Raw genomic sequence first — 24,662 nt, 5'->3', positions numbered from 1 at the left:
CAAAAGATCGCGAGACAAGCTCGCTCCTACACGCGGGGTGGGGTTATTCAGCCAATGCGCGCAGTTTGGCCAGTTCTTCTACGCCCAACGGAATGCCGGCTTCCAGGGATTTGGCGCGTTCGATAAAGCGTCGGTCGCCCGGCATGCGCTCAAGGCCCACGGCGTGCATCTGCCGTACCAGCTCGGCGCTGCGCTGGGCGAAGCTGTTACCACCGGATTTGCTCGGGTCAATCACGATCAGCAACTGGCCGGTCCATGGTGTTTGCGCGCCAGGGTGTTTTTTCCAGTCGAATTCAAACGAGAAGTTGCCACCCGTCAACGCCGCCGCCAGCAGCTCGACCATCATCGACAGCGCCGAGCCTTTGTGGCCACCAAACGGCAGCAAGGCGCCACCGTCGAGAATGGCTTTCGGGTCTTCGGTCGGCTCGCCCTGTTTGTCGACACCCATGCCCGCTGGCAACAGGTGACCTTTGCGCGCAGCGATTTGTACGTCGCCATGGGCAATGGCGCTGGTGGCCAGGTCGAAAACGATAGGGCTGGCGCCTTCACGGGGTGCCGCGAAGGCGATCGGGTTGGTGCCAAACAAGGGTTTTTGCGCGCCATGCGGCACTACGCAGGTCATGCTGTTGACCACGCTCAAGGCCACCAGGCCTTCTTCGGCAAACGGCTCAACATCGGGCCACAACGCCGCGAAATGGTGCGAGTTGCGAATCGCCAGCACGGCAATCCCGGCGCTGCGGGCCTTTTCAACCAGCAGCTCGCGGGCAGCCGCCAAGGCTGGTTGCGCAAAGCCATTGGCGGCGTCCACGCGGATAAAACCGGAGGCCACGTCTTCAACCTTGGGGACGGCCTGGCCATCGACCCAGTTGCTCGCCAGCGACGCCAGATACCCCGGAATGCGGAACACCCCGTGGCTGTAAGAACCGTCGCGCTGAGCCCGGGCACAGTTGTCGGCCAATACCTGCGCCACAGCGCGGGAGGTGCCATGACGCTCAAAAATCTGTTGCAGCAAAGCGGTCAGTTCGCTCAGGGAAAGCGACTCGGTGGCCGATGTGGCGGTGACGGGCTGGGACATTAGGGGGCTCCGATCTCGTTGTTATTGTCGAGTTATGACGGTAAAGCACTATCCTGCGATGACAGTTCTCTGTCAATTCTTGACTTAATGACAGAAAACATTCACTTTCTCCACCGCGCTGAAACAAGAACAGGAAGCAGCCGTGAGTCAGTCGATCAAACAACGCCTTGAAAGCAGTCTGTCTACCGCCGCGCCTTCGGGCCGGGCGATTGCCAGTTATATGCTGGCGAACCTCTACGAGCTACCGTTTCAGACCGCCGCCGACATTGCCGCCAAGCTGGGTGTCAGCGAGTCCAGCGTTGGGCGTTTCTGCCGTGCGCTGGGTTACAGCCATTTCAAAGAACTGAAAAACGATCTCAAGGACGACCTCGGCGATGGCCCGTGGCTGGTCGGAGATCGCCTGCAAGAATTCCGCCAGCAATCAAGCCAAAGCCCGCAGGCATTGCCGCGCAGCTTTGAACTGGAAGTCGCAGCGCTGGTCAAGGTTTACGAATACAGCCTGACCCCCGCCTGGCAGACCGTCAGCCAGCGCCTGGCGACCCGGCGCAAAGTGTTTGTCGCAGGGTTCCAGACCGAGCGCGGCATCGCCGCCTCCATGGTGCATTTGCTGCAATACCTGCGTGATGGCGTGCAATTGGTCGATGGTGCTGCCGGGCATTACGCCGACGTGTTGCTGTGCCCGGCCGACGATTGCGCGCTGGTGGTGTTTGAAGCCCGCCGGTATTCGCGCCACGCCCAACAACTGTGCCGTAAAGCGCGTGAAGCGGGCATCCCGGTCACGCTGGTGACCGATACCTTTTGCGACTGGGCCGATGCCTGCGCCGATGAAGTGTTTCGCGTACCGACCGAATTCAATCTGTTCTGGGAATCCACCGCAGCCATGCTGTCGCTGGTGCACCTGCTCATCAATGAAGTGTGCAAACAACTGGGGCCTGACGTTGAGAAGCGTCTTGAGGCAACCGCGGCCTTACACAATGAGTTCGTGGGTTACACATCCTCACCCGGATCAAAACAATAAAACGAGGTGCTAGATGAACAACGTCCTTCGCTTTGCCAGTGCTTGTGCAATGGTGTTCGCGGTCGCGGCCAACGCCCAGGCAGACAAACTGACCATCGCCACAGAAGGCGCTTACCCACCGTTCAACTACGTTGATTCGGACAACAAACTGCACGGCTTCGACGTCGATATCACCGAAGAGCTGTGCAAGCGCATGGACGCCCAGTGCACCATCGTGGCCCAGGACTGGGACGGGATCATTGCCGGTTTGATGGCCAAAAAGTACGACGCCATTGTCGCCTCGATGATCGTCAACGAAGAGCGCAAAAAGAAAATCGCGTTCACCAACCACTACTACCGCACCCCGCTGTCCATCGCCGTGGCCAAAGATTCGGACATCACCGATGCCCAGTCTGACTTCGCCGGCAAGACTGTGGGCGCACAAAACGCCGCCACACAAAGCCTGTACGCCGAATCCCACTACAAAAAAGCTACGCTCAAGTTTTACCCGACCCTGGACGAAGCCAACGCCGACTTGGATAACGGTCGTGTCGACGTGGTGATTGCCGACAAATTCCCGCTGTTGGAGTGGGTCAATAAAACCGGCAAGGACTGCTGCAAAATCATTGGTGACGTTGACGGCACCCTGGATGACGCCGCCATTGCCGTGCGCCAAAACGATGACGCCCTGCGTGAACGCTTTAACAAAGCGCTGGACGAAATCGTCGCCGACGGCACCTATAAAAAGATCTCCAGCAAGTACTTCGACTTCGACATTTACTAAGTCTTTCGCCCTCGATTGAGGGCCTCCCTGCCGATGACCCTGCCCTGCGCGCCCATGGTGTGCAGTGGCTGACCTTCGCCTTTTTTTGACCGGGGACTCGAGCATGCTCGAACAACTTTCACTTCTCTCATTTGCCAGTGGCGGCTGGGGTTCAGCGCTGCTGGCCGGCTCGCTGGTGACCATTTCCCTGGCCTTGAGCTGCCTGCCCATTGGTTTGCCGCTGGGGCTGCTGGTGGCCGTCGCAGCACGCTCGAAAAACCGCTGGGTACGTGCCTGGGCCACGACCTTTTCCACGGTGTTCCGGGGTTTGCCGGAACTGCTGACGCTGCTGATCATTTACTACGGCTGCCAGATCGCTGCGCAAAAGATCCTTGAGGCCATGGGGTATGACGTGCAGTTCACGATCAATACCTTTGTTGCCGCCATGATTGCCTTCAGCCTGGTGTTTGCCGCGTTCTCCAGCGAGATCTGGCTGGGTGCGTTCAAGACCATCCCTAAAGGGCAATACGAAGCCGCCTCGGCGCTGGGCCTGTCGAAGTTCACCACCTTTCGCAAAGTAGCGCTGCCGCAACTGGCGCGCATCGCCCTGCCCGGCCTGTCGAACAACTGGCTGTCGCTGCTCAAGGACACCTCGCTGGTCTCAACCATCGCCCTGGTCGACCTGATGCGCCAAACCAACCTGGCGGTCAGCGTGACCAAAGACCCGATGCTGTTCTACACCGTTGCGTGCTTTATTTACCTGTTTTTCTCGGCGATTTCCGGGCGTCTGTTCGCCTTTATGGAACGCTACTTCAACCGCCACATACGGAGCGTGCAGTCATGAGCCTCGCGGATCTGCAAAACATGATTCTCGACCCCGAATTGCTCGAACGCTTCGCCCCGCGCTTTATTGACGGGCTGCTGGTGACCGCCAAGCTGGTGGCGATTTCATTCACCCTCGGCGCATTGCTGGGCTTGTTGATTGCGCTGGGGCGTTTGTCCAGCAATCGCCTGCTGCGTAACTTCACCGGCGCCTATGTGTACTTCTTCCGTGGTTCGCCGCTGCTGGCGCAGTTGTTCTTGCTGTATTACGGCCTGGGCTCGTTCAAGAGCTTTTGGCAAGACATCGGCCTGTGGTGGTTCTTCCGCGATGCCTGGCTGTGCACCCTGTTGGCTTTTACCTTGAACACGGCGGCGTATCAGGCCGAGATTCTGCGCGGCAGCATCATGTCGGTTGCCCAGGGCCAGCGCGAAGCGTGCAAGGCACTGAACCTGTCGCGCTGGACCACCTTTCGCAAGGTCATCATGCCGCAGTCGCTGCTGGTAGCTATTGGCCCGCTGGGCAACGAACTGATCCTGATGATCAAAGCCAGCGCCATCGCCTCTCTGGTGACCATTTATGACCTGATGGGCGTGACCAAAATGGTCTTTGCCCGCACGTTCGATTTCCAGGTGTACCTGTGGGCCGCCGTGCTGTACCTGCTGATCGTCGAGATCGTGCGTCGCACCCTCAAATTTATCGAAGGCCGCCTCAGCCGCCATCTGCAGTAAGCCCATTGTTCGGGCTGCACAATCGGCCCCTGTTTTAAGGATTTGTTTATGCATTGCGACACTCTCGTTCTGGGGGCCGGCATTGTCGGCGTCAGTACCGCGTTGCAACTCCAGGCCCGCGGACGCAACGTTGTCTTGCTCGACCGCGACCAACCGGGCAGCGGCACCAGCCATGGCAATGCCGGGCTGATCGAACGCGCCAGCGTGATCCCGTATTCGTTCCCGCGAGAGCTCTCCCGCTTGCTGCGTTACGGGCTCAATCAGCAGCCCGATGTGCGTTATAGCCTCAAGCACCTGCCCAAAGCCGGGCCGTGGCTGATGCAGTACTGGCAGCAGTCCGGCAGCAAAGGCCTGGCCAAAGCCACCGAAGCAATGCTGCCGCTGATTGAAAAGTGCGTGAGTGAACACGACCTGCTGGCAGAACCTGCGGGCATGACCGGGCTGATTCAGGACAGCGGCTGGGTCGAGGTGTACCGCACCCCGGCAGACTTCGACAAAGCCCAGCGTGATGCGGCGTCTTTGGGCCGGTTCAACCTCAATTACCGCGTGCTCGACAAGCAACAGGTGCACGCCCTTGAACCGGGCCTGCACAGCGACGTGCTGGGCGGCATTCACTGGCTCGATCCCAAGACCGTCAGCGACCCCGGCGGCTTGACCCGCGGCTACGCCGAACTGTTTGTCCAGCGCGGCGGCCGCTTTATGATCGGCGACGCCAACAGCTTGCGAGCGACCGCCGGGCAATGGCAGGTCGAGAGCCAAAAAGGCTTGATTGTGGCCAATGAAGTGGTGGTTGCGCTGGGTCCGCAGGCCCGGGGGATTTTCGAACCGCTGGGCTATCGCATCCCCTTGGCGATCAAGCGTGGTTATCACATGCACTACGCCGCCAAAGACGGCCACACCATGCAGCACCCGATCCTCGATTCAATCGGCGGTTACGTGTTGGCGCCCATGGTCGGCGGTATTCGCCTGACCACCGGCATCGAATTTGCCGACAGCGATGACCCGATCAATGAAATCCAGCTGCGCCGCTGTGAAGAGCGCGCCCAGCGTCTGTACCCGCTCGGCCCGCGTGTCGATGCCGAGCCGTGGCTGGGACGCCGCCCGTGCCTGCCGGATATGTGCCCGGTGATCGGCCCGGCCAGTCGGCACAAAGGCTTGTGGTTCAACTTTGGGCATGCCCACCACGGCCTCACCCTGGGCCCGGTCAGCGGGCGCCTGCTGGCAGAAATGATGACCGGCGAAACACCTTTTACCGACCCGACTCCCTACAGCGCCGAGCGCTTTAACTGATCGTTGGAGACACACTATGCAAGCTCATTCTGCTTACGTTCATAACCCCGTGTCGCCATCGACTGACACCCGCAAGGTGGTGGTGGATATCTCGGGCCTGAACAAGTACTACAGCGCGTTCCATGTACTTAAAGGCATCGACCTGAAAGTGCATGAAGGCGAGCGTATCGTCCTGTGCGGCCCGTCCGGTTCAGGCAAATCGACCTTGATCCGCTGCATCAATCGCCTCGAAATCGCTGAAAAAGGCCAGATCCTGGTCAACAGCACCGACCTGTCACAGCCCAGCCGTGAAGCGGCCAAAGTGCGCAGCGAAATCGGCATGGTGTTCCAGCACTTCAACCTGTTCCCGCACATGAGCGTGCTCGACAACTGCATTCTGGCGCCAATGTCGGTGCGTGGGTTGCCGCGTAAAAAAGCCGTGGAACTGGCCCAGCACTTTCTGGAGAAAGTCGGCATTGCCAGCCAGGCCGACAAATACCCGAGCCAGCTCTCCGGTGGCCAGCAACAGCGCGTGGCGATTGCCCGAGCGCTGTGCATGGAACCCAAGATCATGTTGTTTGATGAACCGACCTCGGCCCTGGACCCGGAAATGGTCAGCGAAGTGCTGGACGTGATGGTCAAACTGGCAGGCAGCGGCATGACCATGCTGTGCGTGACCCATGAAATGGGCTTTGCCCGGCAAGTGGCCGAGCGGGTGTTGTTTCTCGATGGCGGCATGATCATCGAAGACTCCCCGCCCGAAGACTTCTTCAACGCCCCGAAAAGCCCAAGGGCCAAAGCGTTCCTTGCGCAGATCGTGCATTGAACGGTTGATCGCCGTAGCAGTTGACGAGCTTTGCGAGGCTACGTCCGCTTCGTGGGGCCACACCGAAATAGCAGTCGTAAATAATTAATGCGGCGCCTCAGTCAGGCCTTGCACTTAGCATTTACGATCGCTTCGCAATCGGACGTAGCCTCGCTGAGCTCGGCAACTGCTACGGGAGTAGCCTGGCGCAAAAACCACAGGATCAGCACGGCAACGGCCACGGTCAGGGCGGCCAGCCCGTAAAGCAGTACCTGGAACGCTTGCAGGTAGGCCGCGCCCAGCACGGCCTGCTCCAGCCCTTGGGCCACTCCCGCGGCCTGGCTCAGGTCGCCCGTTGCCAGGTACTGCGCCGCCCCCGCGCTTTGGCTGGGCAAATGGCGTTGAATCAATACCGCCAGCAGCGCACTGACAATCGCCAGCGAGATCCCCTCGCCCGCAACACGGGTGGTGCCGAAGATACCCGTCGCCATGCCCGCACGCTCCTTGGGCACGACGCTCACCGACAACCCGTCCATCAAGCCCCACGGCAACCCCGTACCGGTGCCGATCACCAGCAGCGGGACGATCCATTCGAGCGTCGGCTGATTGATCCCCACCCGGCTCAGCAACAACAACCCGGCCGCCGCGATCAACAAACCCGCTGCCGACAACACCCGCGCCGAGGCCCAGTGGGTCAGCACGCCTGCCAGATAAGGCACGATCAGCATCGGCGCCGACAAGGCAATCATCAGCAACCCGGTGTCGGTTGCACTGCGCCCTTCAATGCCAATCAAACGGACCGGCAGTAACACCAGCAGCACCACAAAACAAAAACAGGTGGCCACCGGCAGCAATTGCACGCCGATAAAACGCGGATAACGGAACAGTGACAGGTCGAGCATGGGCCGCGTCACCCGCCGTTCAATCCGCACAAACGCCAGCACGCAAACCAGCGCCCCGAGCAACATGCCGATCACCGGCGCGCTGTTCCAGCCCGTGCTCGGCACCAGCAATATGCCCCAGGTAAACAGCACCAATGCGGCGGTGAAACTCACGGTGCCTTTAGCGTCCAGCTTGCTGGCGTGCGGGTCTTTGGACTCGTGCATCATCGGGATCGCCATCAGCAACGCCAGCCCGCCGATTAACGCGCCTGAGACAAACACCGCGCGCCAGCCGATATGCTCGATCAGTACCCCCGCCAGAATCGGCCCTAGCGCCAGGCCGACGCCAAAGCTGGTGCCCAACAGGCTGAATGCCTTGGTCTGACTGCGCCCTTCGAACGTATTGGCCAAGGCCGCGCTCCCGCCCGCCAAGGCCGCGGCGGCGCCTACACCTTGTAACGCGCGCAACCCGTCCAGCCAGACAATGTTCGGCGCCAAGCCCAAAGCCAGCGACGCCAATACAAACACGCCAACGCCCGAGACAAACATGCGTTTACGCCCATAGCGGTCCGCCAAGGTGCCGGCGGCCATCAACAAACTGCCAAAACTCAACATAAAGGCGTTGGTGATCCAGGTCAGCGCCAGCGGCCCGGCGCCCAGATCAAGGCCAATGGCCGGTGTGGCCAGCGCTCCACCGGAAAAACTCAGCGGCAGGATCAGTGCCGCCGTGCAGACGGCGAGCAAGGTCCAGCCAGCGGACACGCTCGATGTGCGATCAAGACTCATGAGTAACGCTCCGGCCAGGCGGCCCAGCAAAAGAAGGTTCAGCGAGGATAAAAGCGATCCAATCGGAGAAAAACAGGCTATAAATCCGCTCTAACCCAACCAAAACTCCTTAATAAAGGCAGCACATGGAAAGCTTGAGTGGTCTGAACGCGTTCGTGATTGCCGCCAGACTGGGCAGTTACGTGGCCGCCGCTGAGCGGCTGGGGATTTCGGCCTCAGCCGTTGGCAAGAGCGTGGCGCGCCTGGAAGACGGGCTCGGCGTGCGCCTGTTCAATCGCAGCACCCGGCGCTTGAGCCTGACTGAAGGCGGCACATTGTTCTTTGAGCGTTGCAGCAAGATCCTCGATGAACTGGAAGAAGCCGAGGCCGAACTGCACTCATCGCGGGATGCGCCGCGCGGTCGCTTGCGCGTGAGCCTGCCCGCGATTGGCTACCGCATGTTGCTGCCAATACTCGGCGAATTCACCCGGCGCTACCCCGAGATCGAACTGGACATGGACTTCAGCGACCGCATGGTCGATGTGATTGGCGAAGGCATGGACGCGGTGATCCGCAGCGGCGACTTTGCCGACTCGCGCCTCAAAAGCAAGCCGCTGGGCACCTTCCACTTTGTGCTGGTCGGCGCACCGGACTATTTTGCCCGCCAGGGCGTACCGCAGACGCCCCACGACTTGAAGCAGCACGTGTGCCTGCGCTACCGGTTCCCCAGCAACGGCCAGTTACAGGAATGGGCCTTCACCGGCAACGAGGACGACAGCCTGTGGAAGCGCTCAACCCCGCTGGTGTTCAACAATCTGGAAGCATTGATCAGCGCCGCTGCGGGCGGTTTTGGCCTGGCTTACGTGCCCGACTTTGCCGTACGCCAGGCACTGCAGAGCCAGCAATTGGTCGCCGTGCTGGCCGATCACATCGGTGCCCACGGGCGGTTTTCGGTGCTGTGGCCCAGCAGCCGCCATTTGCTGCCGAAGTTGCGCGTTTTCGTCGATTTTCTGGCCGAACACATGACCCTGAACGCACGCCCCAACCACCCGTAGGAGCGAGCTTGCCTCGCGATCTTTTGATCTTGAGCATCAAAAAATCGCGAGGCTTAGAGGGATTTACAACTGTGCCGCCAGTCGCGAGCCCTGGTTGATCGCGCGCTTGGCATCCAGCTCGGCGGCCACGTCAGCGCCACCGATCAAGTGCACGCTCTGGCCGGCAGCCAGCAGGCCATCCTGCAGCTCGCGCAAAGGGTCTTGCCCGGCGCATATCACGATGTTGTCGACGGGAAGCACCTGCGGCTCGCCTTCGCCAATGCGGATGTGCAGGCCGTCGTTGTCGATGCTCAGGTACTCCACGCTGTTAAGCATTTGTACGTGTTTGTTCTTCAACCCGGCCCGGTGGATCCAGCCGGTGGTTTTGCCCAGGCCGTCGCCCACTTTGCTGGCTTTGCGCTGCAACAGAAACACTTGGCGCGCCGGTGCATGCACCTCGGGCTTGATCCCGGCCACGCCGCCGCGCGCCTCAAGACGGCTATCAATGCCCCACTCGCGCCAAAACGCTTCGCGGTTCTGGCTGGTGGCCTCGCCCTCTTGCACCAGGAACTCGGACACGTCAAAACCAATGCCGCCCGCACCGATCACCGCGACGCTGGCACCCACCCGCTTGCGCTGCAAAATTACGTCCAGGTAGCTGAGCACTTTAGGGTGGTCGATCCCGGGAATCGCCGGGGTACGCGGGGCAATGCCGGTGGCCAGGATGATTTCGTCAAATTCGCCCGCCACCAATTGCTGTACATCCACGCGGGTATTGAGCCGCAACTCAACGCCGGTGGTGCGCAGTTTGTGCGAGAAGTAGCGCAGGGTTTCGTAGAACTCTTCTTTGCCCGGCACGCGCTTGGCCACATTGAACTGGCCGCCGATTTCACTGGCCGAGTCAAACAGCGTGACCTGATGCCCGCGCTCAGCGGCTACGGTGGCCGCCGAGAGCCCCGCAGGCCCGGCACCGATCACGGCGATTTTCTTCACGGCAATGGTCGGCAGGTAGTTGAGTTCAGTTTCGTGGCAGGCCCGCGGGTTGACCAGGCAACTGGTCAGCTTGCCGCCAAAGGTGTGGTCCAGGCACGCCTGATTGCAGCCAATGCAGGTGTTGATTTCGTCGCCGCGACCCGCGGCGGCTTTGTTGACGAACTCCGGGTCGGCCAGAAACGGGCGCGCCATGGAGACCATGTCAGCATCTCCTTCGGCAAGGATCTGCTCGGCGATTTCCGGCGTGTTGATACGGTTGGTGGTGATCAGCGGCACGCTGACCGAACCTCGCAGCTTGGCGGTGACTTTGCTGAACGCGCCGCGCGGCACTTTGGTGGCGATGGTCGGAATGCGCGCTTCGTGCCAGCCGATCCCGGTGTTGATCAGGGTCACGCCAGCCTGCTCCACAGCCTTGGCCAGTTGCACGATTTCTTCCCAGACGCTGCCACCGGCCACTAGATCAAGCATCGACAGGCGATAAATGATGATGAAGTTCGGGCCTACGGCTTCACGGGTGCGGCGCACGATTTCAAGGGGCAGGCGCATACGGTTTTCGTAGCTGCCGCCCCAGCGGTCGGTGCGATGGTTGGTCTGGGCCGCCAGGAACTGGTTAATCAAATAACCTTCGGAGCCCATGATCTCAACGCCGTCATAACCGGCACTTTGCGCCAGTTGGGCGCAGGTCACGAAATCGCTGATTTGCTTCTCGATGCCCGCTTCATCCAGCTCTTTGGGAGTAAACGGGTTGATCGGCGCCTGAATGGCGCTCGGCGCGACTTGTCGCGGGCTGTAGGCGTAGCGCCCGGCGTGAAGGATCTGCAGGCAGATCTTGCCGCCTTCGGCGTGCACAGCCTGGGTCACGACCACATGTTTCTCAGCTTCTTCAGCCGTGCTCAGCTTGGCCGCCCCGCTGTACACCCCGCCCTCATCGTTGGGCGCAATGCCGCCGGTGACCATCAGGCCGACGCCCCCTTTGGCCCGCTCGGCAAAATAGGCGGCCATGCGCTCAAACCCGCCCGGCTGCTCTTCAAGGCCGGTGTGCATCGACCCCATCAACGTGCGGTTACGCAGAGTGGTAAAGCCCAGATCCAGCGGGGCGAGCAAATGGGGGTAGTGGGAGGCGGTCATCAGGGATGCTCCGTTACAGGCTAAATCACGGAAAGCGAGGTGCTCTTTGGCCCTCGTCGGTTGTGTCTGGCACAGTAAAGGCACACCCGGGCTCGCTCAATGACCCAAAATGACAAACTCCTAACCTTAATGCGCAGCCCCCCTTGGCAAGCCGGGCTGAGCGACCTACCCTAGTCGACGAATTCTGCACACGGTTACCGCTTTCGTTCTCATGCGTAAATTATTTACTTGTACCTTATTGACCGCCCTGGTCGCCGCTGGCGCAGGCTACGGATACTGGACCGGACAGCGCCCGGCCAGTCATTACTTGTCTGATCTGCGGGTGGAGCTGGCCATCAACGAGGGCGTTGATCAGGGCCGTGGCAATTTGCTGGGCATCGAGCCCGACCTGTCACCGCGCGACTTTCAAAGCCTGGACCTGGTGCGCTTGAAGCTCGCCGCGTACTTGAACAGCGCGCGCAATGACGGCCTGCTCAACGATAAAACCGTGGTGGTGCTGCCTGAGCACATCGGCAGTTGGCTGGTGTTTGAGGGTGAGAAGAACGAGCTGTACCAGGCTGCCAATTTGAATGAAGCCATGCACATGCTGGTGCTCAGCCACCCGTTGGCCTTTGCCAATGCCTGGCTGCGCGCAGATGGCGACAGCCGGACCAACGATGCGCATCTGCGCATGAAGGCCCGTTCGATGGCGCGCGATTACCAGAGCCTGTTTGGCGGCCTGGCCAAAGAATTTGGCGTGACGCTGGTGGCTGGCAGCATCGCCCTGCCCGACCCGCGCATTGAGGACGGCAAGCTGGTACCGGGCAATGGCCCGCTGTACAACAGCAGCGTGGTGTTTGGCCGTGATGGCGCGCCGCTAGGCACACCGCAGCGTCAGTTGCTGCCGACCTACGAAGAGCAGAGCTATATCCAGCCAAGCCCCGATCATCAGTTGAATGTGGTCGACACTCCCGCCGGGCGCCTGGGCATTTTGATCGGCAGTGACAGCTGGTACCCCGAGCACTACCGAACCCTGAACGAGCACGGCGCGCAAATGATCGCCGTGCCGGCGTTCATCATGGGTAAAAACACGTGGGAACAACCCTGGGGCGGCTACAAAAGTGTGTTGACCCCTAGCGAGATCAGCCTCAAGCCCGGCGAAGTGTCCGAAGGTGAAGCCTGGCATCGCCTGACGCTAATCAGCAGCGTACCCAGCAGCACGGCCGAAGCGGGCGTTACGGTGTTTCTGCGCGGCAAGTTCTGGGACAAACGCAGCTCCGGGCACGGCTTTATCAGCCGCGAGGGTCAGACCAGCGCCAATAACACCGGCGATGGTGCCCGCTTGTTGAACGTGTGGCTGTAAGACCATGAAACCGCTGCCGATGCGTTTGGGTGACCTTTCTGTCGGATTTGTCGATTCTTTGGCCGAGGCCATTCGCAGCCATGGGCATGACCCGCAGCCGCTGCTGGATCAATACGGGCTTGACCCGGCCCGACTGGCGCAGCCTTCGGCGCGCTTGTCGATCCCGCGTTACATGCGTCTGGGGCATGCCGCGATCGCACTCACCGGCGACCCGGCACTGGGCTTGCGCATGGGCCAATTGAGCCGCTTACCTCAGGCCGGGCTGGCCGGGATCACTGCGGCCCAGGCCCCGACGGTGCGTGAAGCAGCCCGTACCCTCACCCGTTTTGAGCCGTTGTACGGCTCCAACTATCGCGGCCAGTCGAGCCTGCACGAAGATGCTCAGGGCGCCTGGCTGCGGTTTTACTCCATCAGCCCGTATAACGCCTATAACCGCTTTGTGGTGGACTCGATCATCGCGGGCTGGCTGCAACAGTTGTCGTCGGTGGCCAATCAACCGTTGCGCTGCGAGCAGGTTGATATTGAGTTCAGCGAGCCGGAATACGCCGAGCACTACCGCTCATTGAGCGAGGCAACAGTGAACTTTCGTGCCGAGACCAATCAGATCCGCCTGAGCCACGCGACCCTGGATCTGCGCAACCCCGAGCACTGCGCGAGCACCTGGGCAAGCCTGCTGCAGGTGTGTGAGCGCGAACTGGAACAACTGACCCGCACCCGCAGCCTGCGCGAACGCATCACACAATTGTTGGGGCCTTTGCTCAATGGGGGCCGGGAACCCGACCTGGAAGAAGTGGCAGCACGTTTGAAGCTACCGACCTGGACCTTACGTCGCAAGCTGGCAGAAGAAGGCACGCAATTTCGCGCGATTTTGAATGACACGCGGCGAGATCTTGCCATGACCTATATCCGTGACACGGAACTGGCCTTTGGCGAGATTGCCTATTTGTTGGGGTTTGCCTCAGCCGAGGCGTTTCAGAGGGCCTTTAAGCGCTGGAACGCGGAGACTCCAGGAGAGTTCCGTCGTCGCCAGCGTCAATTGGCCTGATTCAAAGCTCTGTCGCGTCGTCAGCAGGCTCTAGGTAGTCCTGCTCCGAAGCCTGATACTCGAGCAGTTCTTCTTGATAGTCGTCCATGGGTGCATCCTCTTAAAAGCCTATTGGTTCAAGTCATGCCAGAGTGGCGCTGGTTGAGCTTAAGGCGTACGCATGAAGGTTAAATGACACCTTCGCGGCCCTGTCCAGCACTGACTTTAAACGTAGCAGACCTCTGAAATTTAGCACAAGCCTTTATTGTGCCGACGCAGGCTCTAGCACGGCGGGTACAGCAGGCTTTGGCGACTCGGCTGGCGGCGTGACGGGGGACGTTGGCGCCGGGGCAGCCGGTTCTGTGGTTTTCTCTGAAGGTGTTTCAACAGATTTCTCAGCGGCTGGCGGAGTTACCGCTGCCGGGGCCGCAGGCGTTATTGGAGCCACAGGCGCCGGAGTGACTGGCGTTTCAATCGGCACGATCGGCTGCAAGTCTGCTGGCGGCGCCACGGGCTTGGAGCTTGTGGCTTCTACCGCAGGCTCGGCAACGGGCGTTGGCGCAAGCTCAGGGGCCGCAGGCGTGGCAGGAGCTGTCGGAGCCACTACCGGCGCCACAGGTGCCACTGGCACGGCCTGCGGCTTTACAGCGGCTTCAGGCACACCCAGCTCAGCCTTGGGTTTGTCATCGGTTGGCGTCACTTTTTTCGCATCCTTGGGCAAGAACGCTTCAACCAACGAGAAATAGCGGTCATAGAAGTCCGGGGACGACACGGTTTCACTGGCCACCTTGACCATTGAGTCGTCGGACGAACCGATCGGCATCGACACAGACCCCAGCACACCCACCCCTAGGCTGGCCGAGTTATTCACCTTTTTCAGGGCATAGCGGTCGAGCAAGGCGTTGGCGAACATGGTCGCGTGGTGCGCCGAGCCACCATCGTCGGCACACACCACGTTAAAGCTGATTTCCAGATGGCTTTCGCCACTTTGCTGGAAGCTCTTGTGGCCGCTGATCATTTTCGGATCGTTGCTGGTGATGATGTAGCCCTGGCTCAGCAATGCCCGGCGCGCGGCCTCGCAAGAGACCTTGTCACTCACCGGGTAATTGCGCGAGAACGTGCCTGAATCATCGAAGCTTTCGTGATCGTAAATCGTCGGCTTATTCGATGAACAACCTGCGAGGCCGGCCAGACACAAGGCAACTACCGCGGTACGCAAGGAGAAGGACATGGGCATTAACGATCCTGAAGAAAACGGTACGGGGCGTATTGTGCATCAGATCGCGTTTTTCGCGCGCGGTTTGATTGTATGTAGTCGCTGACGAGGTACGAGGCTGCGATGAGAACCGCAGGGCAGCCCTTGAGGATCGCTTCGCAATCCATCGCAGCCTCATGCTTCGTCAGCGACCACAGAGGCCAAGGAATCGCGGGCACAAAAAAAGCGACCCTAAGGTCGCTTTCTTTGTAGCTTCAGAGAGTTCAAGGGCTCTGAAGCAAATATGGCGCAGCGGACGGGACTCGAACCCGCGACCCCCGGCGTGACAGGCCGGTATTCTAACCGACTGAACTACCGCTGCGTATCGCTCGGACTTGCGTCCGTTTGAATCTTTTAAAACCTTTGATCGAGAAGCTTCGGTGCTTTTCAATCGCAAGCCAGGCTAACCTGACTTGTACAAATATGGCGCAGCGGACGGGACTCGAACCCGCGACCCCCGGCGTGACAGGCCGGTATTCTAACCGACTGAACTACCGCTGCGCGTCGGTTGGTTGCTTCGTTAAAAGCGACCTTCTCTTTCGAGAAACTCAAGAAGTGGTGGGTGATGACGGGATCGAACCGCCGACCCTCTGCTTGTAAGGCAGATGCTCTCCCAGCTGAGCTAATCACCCTTTGCTTCGTTGAGGCCGCGAAATTTACGCAGGTATTGAAGCTAAGTCAAGGACAAGGTTGAGTTTTTTTCAAAAAAAGCAAAAAAACTCAGTTACTCGTCATAAACCATTTTCTTGCTCATGCCACCGTCCACGACAAACTCCTGCCCGGTGACAAAACCGGCATTGCGCGACAGCAACCAGGCGACCATCGCCGCCACGTCTTCAACGGTCCCTACCCGGCCAGTCGGGTGCTGCGCGTGATCGGCGTCGGTTAACGGCTCTGCGCGGCGCACAGAAGGGTCGCGTGCGTCGATCCAGCCAGGGCTGACAGCATTGACGCGGATCTCCGGCCCAAGGCTGATGGCCAGCGCATGGGTCAACGCCAGCAACCCGCCCTTGCTCGCCACGTAAGCCTCGGTGTCTGGCTCTGACTGGCGGGCGCGGGTGGACGCCAGGTTGACGATCGAACCGCAATGCGCGCGCAAATAAGGCGCACAGTGCTTGGCCAACAGCATCGGCCCGGTCAGGTTGACGGCCAGTACGCGGTTCCAGTGATCCAGATCGAGGCTTTCAAGGGTCATGTTGTGCGGATCGGCAATGGCGGCGTTGGAAACCAACGCATCCAGACGCCCAAACTGCCCCAACACTTGGGCCACACACTGAATCACGTCGGCCTCGACCGACACATCCATGGCCACGAACCAGGCGCTGTCACCCAGCGCCTTGACCACTTTTGAGCCACGCGCACGATCAATGTCGGTCAGCACCACTTGCCAGCCTTCACTGATCAACCACGCCGCAATCCCCAGGCCAATGCCGCGTGCAGCACCGGTCACCAGTGCTACACGGCCATTGCCCTCAATCGCTGATTCAAGCGCCCATTCGGTCACAGTACGGCCAAGCCTCGCGACAGGTCAGCTTGCAGGTCAGCTACGTCTTCCAGGCCGACCGCAATGCGGATCAGGCTGTCACGGATGCCGGCCGCTTCGCGCTCTTGTGGCGCCAGACGACCGTGGGAGGTGGTCGCCGGGTGGGTGATGGTGGTTTTGCTATCACCCAGGTTGGCGGTGATGGAAATCAGGCGGGTGGCGTCGATAAAGCGCCAGGCGCCCTCTTTGCCGCCTTTGACTTCAAAGCTGACCACTGCACCGAAGCCGCGCTGCTGGCGCTGGGCCAATGCATGCTGCGGGTGGCTCTTGAGGCCCGCGTAGTGAACTTTCTCGACGCCGTCCTGCTGCTCCAGCCACTCGGCCAGGGCCAGGGCGCTGGCGCAGTGCGCGCGCATACGCAGGTTGAGGGTTTCCAGACCTTTGAGGAAGATCCAGGCGTTGAACGGGCTCAGGGTCGGCCCGGCAGTGCGCAAAAAGCCGACGACTTCTTTCATCAGTTCGCTGCGCCCCGCCACAACACCGCCCATGCAACGGCCCTGGCCGTCGATGAACTTGGTTGCCGAATGCACAACGATGTCAGCGCCCAGCTTGACCGGCTGCTGCAAGGCTGGCGTGCAGAAGCAGTTGTCGACCACCAGCAGCGCACCCTTGGCATGGGCAATTTCTGCCAGCGCAGTGATGTCTACCAGTTCCGCCAAGGGGTTGGACGGCGACTCCACAAACAGCAATTTGGTGTTCGGCTTGATCGCCGCATCCCATCCTTGCAGTTCGGCCAGCGGCACGTAGTCCACCTCAATGCCAAAGCGCTTGAAGTATTTTTCGAACAGGCTAATGGTCGAACCAAAGACGCTGCGCGAAACCAGCACGTGGTCTCCAGCGCTGCACAAGCTCATCACCACCGACAAAATGGCGGCCATGCCGGTTGCCGTGGCAACGGCCTGCTCCGCCCCTTCCAGTGCCGCGATACGCTCTTCGAACGCACGCACCGTAGGGTTGGTGTAACGCGAATAAACATTGCCCGGGACCTCACCCGAAAACCGCGCCGCCGCATCGGCAGCCGTGCGGAACACGTAGCTGGAGGTCAGGTACATTGCATCACCGTGCTCGCCTTCTGGCGAACGGTGCTGGCCAGCACGCACAGCCAAGGTGTCGAACGCTACGCCCTCGAGGTCGCTGTCCAGCCGACCGGCATCCCAATCCTGACTCATGCTGCCCACTCCTTGCCTTGTATATAAATGCTTTTAAGTAAGAACAATGCAAACCGGCCCATCAGGGCCGGTGTGTTGAAGCTTAGTTGTTGTACAAGCCTATCGTTGCACCGACGCCTTGAGCAATCACCTTGGAGGCATCATTGCGCGCACGCTCGATGCGATCCAGGTAGTTCTCGTCAATGTCGCCGGTCACGTACTTGCCGTCAAACACCGCGCAGTCAAATTTCTCGATCTTGATCTTGCCGCCACCGACCGCTTCGATCAGGTCTGGCAGGTCTTGATAGATCAGCCAGTCAGCGCCGATCAGGTCAGCCACGTCCTGGGTGGTACGGTTGTGAGCGATCAGTTCGTGGGCGCTTGGCATGTCGATGCCGTACACGTTCGGGTAGCGAACAGCCGGGGCTGCCGAGCAGAAGTAAACATTCTTCGCACCCGCTTCACGGGCCATCTGAATGATCTGCTTGCAGGTGGTGCCACGTACGATCGAGTCATCGACCAGCATCACGTTCTTGCCACGGAACTCCAGTTCGATGGCGTTGAGCTTCTGGCGCACGGATTTTTTACGTGCAGCCTGGCCCGGCATGATGAAGGTACGGCCGATGTAACGGTTTTTAACGAAGCCTTCGCGGAACTTGACGCCCAGGTGGTTCGCCAGCTCCAGCGCAGCAGTACGGCTGGTGTCCGGGATCGGGATGACCACGTCGATGTCGTGGTCTGGACGCTCGCGCAGGATCTTCTCGGCCAGCTTTTCGCCCATGCGCAGACGCGCCTTGTACACCGAAACGCCGTCGATGATCGAGTCCGGACGCGCCAGGTACACGTGTTCGAAGATGCACGGGGTCAGTTGCGGATTTACTGCGCACTGACGGGTGTGCAGCTTGCCGTCTTCAGTGATGTAAACCGCTTCGCCCGGCGCCAGGTCGCGAATCAGGGTAAAGCCCAGCACGTCGAGCGACACGCTTTCGGAAGCGATCATGTACTCGACGCCTTCGTCGGTGTGACGCTGGCCGAACACGATCGGGCGGATGCCGTTAGGATCGCGGAAACCGACGATACCGTAACCGGTGATCATCGCCACCACGGCATAACCACCGCGGCAACGGTTGTGCACGTCAGTCACAGCGGCGAATACGTCTTCTTCGGTCGGCTGCAACTTGCCACGCTGCGCCAATTCATGGGCGAAAACGTTGAGCAGTACTTCCGAGTCCGAGTTGGTGTTGACGTGACGCAAGTCAGATTCGTAAATCTCCTTGGCCAGCTGTTCAACGTTGGTCAGGTTGCCGTTGTGCGCCAAGGTGATGCCATACGGCGAGTTGACGTAAAACGGCTGTGCCTCTGCTGAAGTCGAGCTACCTGCTGTTGGATAACGCACATGGCCGATGCCCACGTTACCAACCAGGCGCTGCATGTGGCGCTGATGAAACACATCCCGCACCAACCCGTTGTCCTTGCGCAGGAATAACCGGCCGTTATGGCTGGTTACAATACCGGCAGCATCCTGGCCGCGGTGCTGGAGGACGGTTAGCGCGTCATACAGCGCCTGATTGACGTTCGACTTACCGACGATACCGACGATGCCACACATGCGACGCAACCCCTACTTAATGGATCTGAACTGAACACCGCTCACTTGGGCTGGATAGCCGGCAAGAGGTGCTCCTTGAACGGTAGATCAGCAGGTGCGCTGATACCGCTGGCCAACCATTGGCTACTCCACCCCAAAATGAGGTTTTTCGACCAATCGGCAACCAATAGAAATTGTGGCATGAGCCTGGACTCCTGCCACCACGAGTCTTGCTGCACCGGCCCCAGGCTCAAGAGCCCGACCCCCACGACCACCAGCAACGCGCCACGCGCAGCGCCAAAGGCCATGCCGAGAAAACGATCGGTCCCGGACAACCCGGTGACGCGAATCAGTTCGCCGATAAGAAAGTTGATCATTGCGCCTACCAGCAAGGTGGCGACAAACATGATGGTGCACCCGGCGATGATGCGGGCGGAAGGTGTTTCGATGTACCCGGCGAGGTACTGTGACAACGAACCGCCGAACATCCAGGCGACAACCCCGGCAATGATCCAGGTGCACAGCGACAGCGCTTCTTTTACGAAGCCGCGCTTCAAGCTGATCAATGCAGAAATGGCGATGATTGCAACGATCGCCCAGTCAACCCAGGTAAATGGCACAGTTCAGTCTACAGACAGATAAGGCGGCGCATTTTAGCAGAGCGCCGCCTCTCAAGTCAGGCGATTTATCAGTGCATTGGCTATCAGACCCAACCTTTTTATGCGCTTAGCCACGCTCAGGCTGGAAGCGCACCACAAAACCCTTGAGATTTTGCTGCTTGTCGAGAATGTCACGCATCCGATCGGCCTCTGCACGTTCCAGCAACGGCCCTACAAAAACCCGGTTCATCCCGCCAGACGATCGAACGTAAGCGTTATAACCTTGATTACGAAGGGTTTTTTGCAAGTTATCGGCGCTGGCACGATTGGACAGACTCACCAACTGGATCGACCAACTGATGGGCAAACCGTTAGGGTCTACACGCTTTTGCGTGGTGTCGAGCTTGGCTGGCGGCTGCGCCACCGTTTGCGCTGGCGTGACTGCAGGCGGCTTGGCGGGCGCTACCGGTTTGCTGACCACTGGTGCAACCGGCGCCGGAGCAGGTGCAGGCGCAGGTTTTGGCGCTGCAACCACGGCTTGCTCGACCGGCAGTTCCGGCTCTTGCTCAATAACTTGCGGCTCTGGCACCGGCACAGGCTCTACCTGAACCTGCGGCATGACGGGCGCTTGTGGCGCCGTCGGTGCATCGACCTGAACCTGGCGCTGCTCATCCTGACGCGAAAACAGCATAGGCAGAAAAATCACCGCCAGAGCGATCAGCACCAGCGCGCCGACCATCCGCTGCTTGAATACCTTATCCAGCAAAGCCATTTGCAGCCTCCTCCTTGGCGCGCCGCTCCAGCCATTCAAGCGCCTGAGCGACACAATAAAATGACCCGAACAGCAAAATTTCGTCTTGCGGCGCAGCCCGTTCGCACTGTGCCTCAAGTGCTGCATCAACACTGTCGTACGGGGTAACCGATGCGCCCAAAACTTGCAGCGCAGCCTGCAACTCAGCCGTAGGGCGCGAACGCCCGGTGTTCAGTGGCGCGACTGCCCAATGTTCGACGACATCAGTGAGTTGCGACACAACGGCATCCAGATCCTTGCCTGCCAGCAGACCAAACACCGCCAAACGCTTGCCCGCCAACGGTCGTTGTTGCAAACGCTTGCGTAAATACTCGGCAGCATGGCCGTTATGGCCGACATCCAGCAACAGGCTCAGCGGCTTGCCATTCCAGTTGACCTGGCGACGATCAAGACGCCCGGTGACCTTGGTCGCCAACAGCGCCTTGGTCACCGTCTGCGGATCCCAAGGCCACTGCGTCAGGGCATAGGCCTGAAGCGCCAGCGCTGCGTTTTCCATGGGCAGATCCAGCAGCGGCAAATCGCGCAGCTCGAGCGTTTGCCCTTGTGCATCACGCCCCTGCCAATGCCAGACAGTGTCGGCAATGGTCAGATTAAAATCACGCCCGCGCAGCAACAACGGGCAATCCAGCTCTTTGGCTTTGTCGAGCAGAGGTTGAGGCGGGTCAAGATCACCGCACAAGGCCGGCTTGCCCTGGCGGAAAATCCCGGCCTTTTCATAGGCAACAGATTCACGGGTATTACCGAGGTACTCCACGTGATCCACGCCAATGCTGGTGACCAGCGCCATGTCAGCGTCAACCAGGTTGACCGCATCCAGTCGCCCGCCCAGCCCGACTTCAAGCACCACAACGTCCAGTTGTGCGCGCTCGAACAGCCAGAACGCAGCCAGCGTGCCCATCTCAAAGTAGGTCAGGGATGTTTCCCCGCGACCGGCGTTCAACGCCTCAAAGGCTTCGCACAACTGCGAGTCCGAGACTTCAACCCCCTCGATCTGCACACGCTCGTTATAGCGCAGCAGATGCGGCGAGTTGTAAACCCCGACCTTGAGCCCTTGCGCACGCAGCAACGAGGCAACGAATGCACAGGTCGAACCTTTACCGTTGGTGCCAGTGACTGTCACCACCCATGGCGCGGGCTTTTGCAAGCCCATGCGGTTCGTTACCTCTCGTGCGCGGTCCAGCCCCATGTCGATGGCAGCCGGATGCAACTGTTCAAGATAGGCGAGCCACTCGCCAAGGGTGCGCTGGGTCATAGGTTTGCAGGTGCCGGTGGGACAACGACGGTTTCAACAGGCACAGCCACAAACTCAGGTGTTGGCAGGCCCATCATTTGTGCCAGCAGGTTACCCAGGCGCGGACGCAGTTCCTGACGCGAAATAATCAGGTCAATGGCGCCATGCTCCAGCAGGAATTCGCTGCGCTGGAAGCCTTCTGGCAGTTTTTCGCGAACGGTTTGCTCAATCACTCGCGGACCGGCGAAACCGATCAGCGCTTTTGGCTCAGCCACGATCACGTCACCCAACATCGCCAGGCTGGCCGAAACACCGCCGTACACCGGGTCAGTCAATACCGAGATAAACGGAATGCCTTCTTCACGCAGACGCGCCAGTACCGCAGAGGTCTTGGCCATTTGCATCAGGGAGATCAGCGCTTCTTGCATGCGCGCACCGCCGGAAGCGGAGAAGCAGACCATCGGGCAGCGGTTTTCGAGGGCATAGTTGGCGGCGCGAACGAAGCGCTCACCGACGATGGCACCCATCGAGCCACCCATGAAGGAGAACTCAAACGCCGATACCACAATCGGCATGCCCAGCAGGGTACCGCTCATGGACACCAGAGCGTCTTTTTCGCCGGTCTGCTTTTGCGCGCCGACGATGCGGTCCTTGTACTTTTTGCTGTCGCGGAACTTGAGGCGGTCTACAGGCTCCAGATCAGCGCCCAATTCGTTGCGACCGTCAGCGTCCAGGAAGATGTTGATGCGTGCACGTGCGTCGATGCGCATGTGGTGATTGCACTTGGGGCAAACGTCCAGGGTCTTTTCCAGCTCTGGACGGTAAAGCACAGCGTCACAAGACGGGCATTTGTGCCACAGGCCTTCAGGTACCGAGCTCTTTTTGACCTCGGAACGCATGATCGAAGGAATCAGCTTGTCTACCAACCAGTTGCTCATGCTTTTTTTCTCCAGTACCGGCGACCTGAACACTGCGGTTCAGGCCCCGTGTATGCCCTTGAGCTTAATTCAATAAGTGTGTGGCGATGATTGTCCGGGAACAGCGGTCAGCCATGGCAAACCAGCGCATCCCTTTCAACCCTCAGCCTTCCCGACAACACGCCCTGAAGCGGTTGGCGCTTTAATTTCTGCCCGTCATGTCACCGGGCCCACCCGTATCACTGAGCGGTAATGATGGACGGTGGCAGGCTGCCAACCGTCACATCGAGTATCAGTTTGTTGCGCGTACAGCCTGCATAAAGGCCCGAATCGTATCGTGATCCTTGATGCCTTTGCTCTTTTCTACGCCACCGCTGACGTCAACAGCGTAAGGCTGCACCTGAGCAATGGCTTGCGCCACGTTCTGCACGGACAGGCCGCCAGCCAAAATAATCGGCTTGCTTAACCCTTGAGGTATCAGAGACCAGTCAAAGGCCTGCCCGGTTCCACCCGGCACGCCCTCAACGTAGGTGTCGAGCAAAATCCCGCTGGCCGAGGCGTAAGCTGCACACGCCGCAGCAATGTCGTCCCCGGCTTTGACCCGCAGCGCCTTGATGTAGGGCCGGTGATAGCCCTCGCACTGCTCCGGGGTTTCATCGCCGTGAAATTGCAGCAAGTCCAGCGGCACAGCATCCAGCGTTTCGTTCAGTTCACAGGCGCTGGCATTCACAAACAGGCCCACGGTGGTCACAAACGGCGGCAGCGCGGCAATGATGGCCCGCGCCTGCGCGGCAGTCACCGCACGCGGGCTTTTGGCGTAAAACACAAAGCCAATCGCATCAGCCCCGGCGGCCACGGCGGCCAGTGCGTCATCTATGCGGGTAATCCCGCAGATCTTGCTGCGAACGGCTGACATGTAAGCGATACCCCTGAGCACGAGCGTGAAAGTGCCGGATGTTAACAAATGCTTACCCGTGCGTCAGCCGTCGAGTTCGCTAAAACCGGTCAAGAAATGTGGGCCAATGTAACGCTCGGGCAACGGGAACTCGTCGCGGTATTCCACCTGCACCAGATACAGCCCGTAAGGATGCGCTGTCACGCCGCCTGAGCGACGCTCACGGCTCTCCAGCACTTCTTTGATCCATTCCACCGGACGCTCGCCAGAACCGATGGTCATCAGCACCCCGGCAATGTTGCGCACCATGTGATGCAAAAAGGCGCTGGCGCGGATATCCAGCACGATCATCTGCCCGTGGCGCGTCACACGCAGGTGATGCAGTTCCTTGATCGGCGATTTGGCCTGGCATTGGCCGGCACGGAAGGCACTGAAGTCATGTACGCCGAGCAGGTATTGCGCGGCTTGCGCCATGCGCTCGACGTCCAGCGGGCGGTGGTTCCAGGTGATTTCCTGGTTGAGGTGCGCGGGGCGAATCGGATCGTTGTAGATCACGTAGCGATAACGCCGGGCGATCGCCTTGAAACGCGCATGGAAGTTCGCCGGCATCACCTTTGCCCAACTGACACTGATGTCGTGGGGCAAATTGATATTGGCGCCCATGACCCACGCCTTCAATGAGCGTTCGGCCTGGGTATCAAAGTGCACCACCTGCCCGCAGGCATGTACCCCGGCGTCAGTACGCCCGGCACACATCAACGACACCGGCGAGTCGGCGACTTTTGATAGCGCGTTTTCAAGGGTTTCTTGAACCGTCAGCACGCCATTGGCCTGACGTTGCCAGCCGCTGTAGCGCGAACCTTTATATTCAACGCCCAGGGCGATGCGGAAAAAGCCTTCGGCGGCCATTTCGGCTGCCGGGTTATCTATATTTGCCAAGGAGTTACAGCCTGCTCATAAACGCAAAGGCGGCCATTATAAGGCCCACCCGCGAAGACGCCATGAATCAAATCAAAATGCGCTGCGCACTCCTTACTCTGCAGGAGCT

The 24,662-nt window shown here is 59.9% G+C and carries 22 protein-coding genes and 3 tRNA genes; 9 read left to right on the top strand and 16 right to left on the bottom strand.

What is annotated here, in order from left to right; genetic code table 11:
* Nucleotides 1-43: 43 nt before the first annotated feature.
* Nucleotides 44-1,075 carry an Ldh family oxidoreductase gene (locus tag ACJJU9_RS09810; protein ID WP_048369037.1) on the bottom strand — a complete coding sequence of 344 codons (1,032 nt, stop codon included), beginning with the start codon at nucleotides 1,073-1,075 and terminating at the stop codon, nucleotides 44-46.
* 142 nt (nucleotides 1,076-1,217) lie between these two features.
* Here ACJJU9_RS09810 and ACJJU9_RS09805 point away from each other — a divergent pair, with 142 nt between their 5' ends.
* The 6 genes from ACJJU9_RS09805 to ACJJU9_RS09780 all read left to right on the top strand — a co-directional run bounded on the left by ACJJU9_RS09805 (nucleotide 1,218) and on the right by ACJJU9_RS09780 (nucleotide 6,481).
* A complete protein-coding gene (locus ACJJU9_RS09805) occupies nucleotides 1,218-2,093 on the top strand; it encodes a MurR/RpiR family transcriptional regulator (protein ID WP_048369036.1) in 876 nt (291 codons plus the stop codon).
* Between the two features lie 13 nt (nucleotides 2,094-2,106).
* The gene (locus ACJJU9_RS09800; protein WP_407730582.1) at nucleotides 2,107-2,856 is read left to right on the top strand and encodes a transporter substrate-binding domain-containing protein; all 750 of its coding nucleotides are present in this window, start codon (nucleotides 2,107-2,109) and stop codon (nucleotides 2,854-2,856) included.
* Between the two features lie 103 nt (nucleotides 2,857-2,959).
* The gene (locus tag ACJJU9_RS09795; protein ID WP_407730581.1) at nucleotides 2,960-3,679 is read left to right on the top strand and encodes an ABC transporter permease; all 720 of its coding nucleotides are present in this window, start codon (nucleotides 2,960-2,962) and stop codon (nucleotides 3,677-3,679) included.
* Complete coding sequence (locus tag ACJJU9_RS09790) at nucleotides 3,676-4,386, top strand: ABC transporter permease (protein ID WP_407730580.1); 711 nt, start codon at nucleotides 3,676-3,678, stop codon at nucleotides 4,384-4,386. Before ACJJU9_RS09795 ends, ACJJU9_RS09790 begins: the two co-directional genes overlap by 4 nt.
* 48 nt (nucleotides 4,387-4,434) lie before the next feature.
* On the top strand, nucleotides 4,435-5,676 hold the full coding sequence (locus ACJJU9_RS09785) for an NAD(P)/FAD-dependent oxidoreductase (RefSeq protein WP_407730579.1): 1,242 nt from the start codon (nucleotides 4,435-4,437) through the stop codon (nucleotides 5,674-5,676).
* 79 nt (nucleotides 5,677-5,755) lie between these two features.
* Nucleotides 5,756-6,481, top strand: coding sequence for an amino acid ABC transporter ATP-binding protein (locus ACJJU9_RS09780; protein ID WP_082148686.1), 726 nt, complete (start codon nucleotides 5,756-5,758; stop codon nucleotides 6,479-6,481).
* 101 nt (nucleotides 6,482-6,582) lie between these two features.
* Here ACJJU9_RS09780 and ACJJU9_RS09775 read toward each other — a convergent pair whose 3' ends face one another.
* A complete protein-coding gene (locus ACJJU9_RS09775) occupies nucleotides 6,583-8,127 on the bottom strand; it encodes an MFS transporter (protein ID WP_407730578.1) in 1,545 nt (514 codons plus the stop codon).
* Between the two features lie 125 nt (nucleotides 8,128-8,252).
* Here ACJJU9_RS09775 and ACJJU9_RS09770 point away from each other — a divergent pair, with 125 nt between their 5' ends.
* Nucleotides 8,253-9,161: a LysR family transcriptional regulator gene (locus ACJJU9_RS09770; protein WP_407730577.1), complete on the top strand. Its 909-nt coding sequence runs from the start codon at nucleotides 8,253-8,255 to the stop codon at nucleotides 9,159-9,161.
* A 63-nt stretch (nucleotides 9,162-9,224) separates the two neighbouring features.
* Here ACJJU9_RS09770 and ACJJU9_RS09765 read toward each other — a convergent pair whose 3' ends face one another.
* On the bottom strand, nucleotides 9,225-11,261 hold the full coding sequence (locus tag ACJJU9_RS09765; RefSeq protein ID WP_407730576.1) for an FAD-dependent oxidoreductase: 2,037 nt from the start codon (nucleotides 11,259-11,261) through the stop codon (nucleotides 9,225-9,227).
* 211 nt (nucleotides 11,262-11,472) lie between these two features.
* On the opposite strand from ACJJU9_RS09765, the gene ACJJU9_RS09760 reads away from it, so the two are divergent.
* Together ACJJU9_RS09760 and ACJJU9_RS09755 are read left to right on the top strand one after the other, a co-directional pair.
* Complete coding sequence (locus ACJJU9_RS09760; RefSeq protein WP_153375140.1) at nucleotides 11,473-12,603, top strand: carbon-nitrogen hydrolase family protein; 1,131 nt, start codon at nucleotides 11,473-11,475, stop codon at nucleotides 12,601-12,603.
* Nucleotides 12,604-12,607: 4 nt separating this feature from the next.
* Nucleotides 12,608-13,648: an AraC family transcriptional regulator gene (locus ACJJU9_RS09755; RefSeq protein WP_407730575.1), complete on the top strand. Its 1,041-nt coding sequence runs from the start codon at nucleotides 12,608-12,610 to the stop codon at nucleotides 13,646-13,648.
* A gap of 241 nt (nucleotides 13,649-13,889) precedes the next feature.
* Here the strand turns inward: ACJJU9_RS09755 and ACJJU9_RS09750 are convergent, their stop codons facing one another.
* The 13 genes from ACJJU9_RS09750 to truA all read right to left on the bottom strand — a co-directional run bounded on the left by ACJJU9_RS09750 (nucleotide 13,890) and on the right by truA (nucleotide 24,523).
* Complete coding sequence (locus tag ACJJU9_RS09750; protein ID WP_407730574.1) at nucleotides 13,890-14,864, bottom strand: DUF2242 domain-containing protein; 975 nt, start codon at nucleotides 14,862-14,864, stop codon at nucleotides 13,890-13,892.
* Nucleotides 14,865-15,127: 263 nt separating this feature from the next.
* Nucleotides 15,128-15,204, bottom strand: a tRNA-Asp gene (locus ACJJU9_RS09745).
* A 102-nt stretch (nucleotides 15,205-15,306) separates the two neighbouring features.
* Nucleotides 15,307-15,383 (bottom strand) — tRNA-Asp (locus tag ACJJU9_RS09740).
* A 55-nt stretch (nucleotides 15,384-15,438) separates the two neighbouring features.
* Nucleotides 15,439-15,514, bottom strand: a tRNA-Val gene (locus ACJJU9_RS09735).
* A gap of 92 nt (nucleotides 15,515-15,606) precedes the next feature.
* Nucleotides 15,607-16,386 carry an SDR family oxidoreductase gene (locus ACJJU9_RS09730; protein WP_178110219.1) on the bottom strand — a complete coding sequence of 260 codons (780 nt, stop codon included), beginning with the start codon at nucleotides 16,384-16,386 and terminating at the stop codon, nucleotides 15,607-15,609.
* Complete coding sequence (locus ACJJU9_RS09725) at nucleotides 16,383-17,594, bottom strand: O-succinylhomoserine sulfhydrylase (protein WP_048369020.1); 1,212 nt, start codon at nucleotides 17,592-17,594, stop codon at nucleotides 16,383-16,385. Before ACJJU9_RS09725 ends, ACJJU9_RS09730 begins: the two co-directional genes overlap by 4 nt.
* Before the next feature lie 82 nt (nucleotides 17,595-17,676).
* Complete coding sequence (gene purF, locus ACJJU9_RS09720) at nucleotides 17,677-19,182, bottom strand: amidophosphoribosyltransferase (RefSeq protein WP_048369019.1); 1,506 nt, start codon at nucleotides 19,180-19,182, stop codon at nucleotides 17,677-17,679.
* Between the two features lie 41 nt (nucleotides 19,183-19,223).
* A complete protein-coding gene (locus ACJJU9_RS09715) occupies nucleotides 19,224-19,781 on the bottom strand; it encodes a CvpA family protein (protein ID WP_282364663.1) in 558 nt (185 codons plus the stop codon).
* Nucleotides 19,782-19,887: 106 nt separating this feature from the next.
* A complete protein-coding gene (locus ACJJU9_RS09710; RefSeq protein WP_048369017.1) occupies nucleotides 19,888-20,532 on the bottom strand; it encodes an SPOR domain-containing protein in 645 nt (214 codons plus the stop codon).
* Nucleotides 20,516-21,823 (bottom strand): bifunctional tetrahydrofolate synthase/dihydrofolate synthase, encoded by a 1,308-nt coding sequence (folC, locus tag ACJJU9_RS09705; protein ID WP_407730573.1) that lies wholly within the window; start codon nucleotides 21,821-21,823, stop codon nucleotides 20,516-20,518. The genes ACJJU9_RS09710 and folC overlap by 17 nt, the downstream gene beginning before the upstream one ends.
* On the bottom strand, nucleotides 21,820-22,740 hold the full coding sequence (accD, locus tag ACJJU9_RS09700; protein WP_048369015.1) for an acetyl-CoA carboxylase, carboxyltransferase subunit beta: 921 nt from the start codon (nucleotides 22,738-22,740) through the stop codon (nucleotides 21,820-21,822). The genes folC and accD overlap by 4 nt, the downstream gene beginning before the upstream one ends.
* Before the next feature lie 271 nt (nucleotides 22,741-23,011).
* A complete protein-coding gene (locus ACJJU9_RS09695) occupies nucleotides 23,012-23,635 on the bottom strand; it encodes a phosphoribosylanthranilate isomerase (RefSeq protein WP_407730572.1) in 624 nt (207 codons plus the stop codon).
* A gap of 63 nt (nucleotides 23,636-23,698) precedes the next feature.
* Nucleotides 23,699-24,523, bottom strand: a complete 825-nt coding sequence (truA, locus tag ACJJU9_RS09690) for a tRNA pseudouridine(38-40) synthase TruA (protein WP_153334809.1) — start codon at nucleotides 24,521-24,523, stop codon at nucleotides 23,699-23,701.
* Between the last annotated feature and the right edge of the window lie 139 nt (nucleotides 24,524-24,662).

Origin of the sequence: Pseudomonas helleri, from assembly GCF_045830615.1 — a bacterium.
Taxonomy (GTDB): domain Bacteria; phylum Pseudomonadota; class Gammaproteobacteria; order Pseudomonadales; family Pseudomonadaceae; genus Aquipseudomonas; species Aquipseudomonas helleri.
Note: the sequence above shows the minus strand (reverse complement) of the source record. Positions and strands in the feature narration are given on the sequence as shown.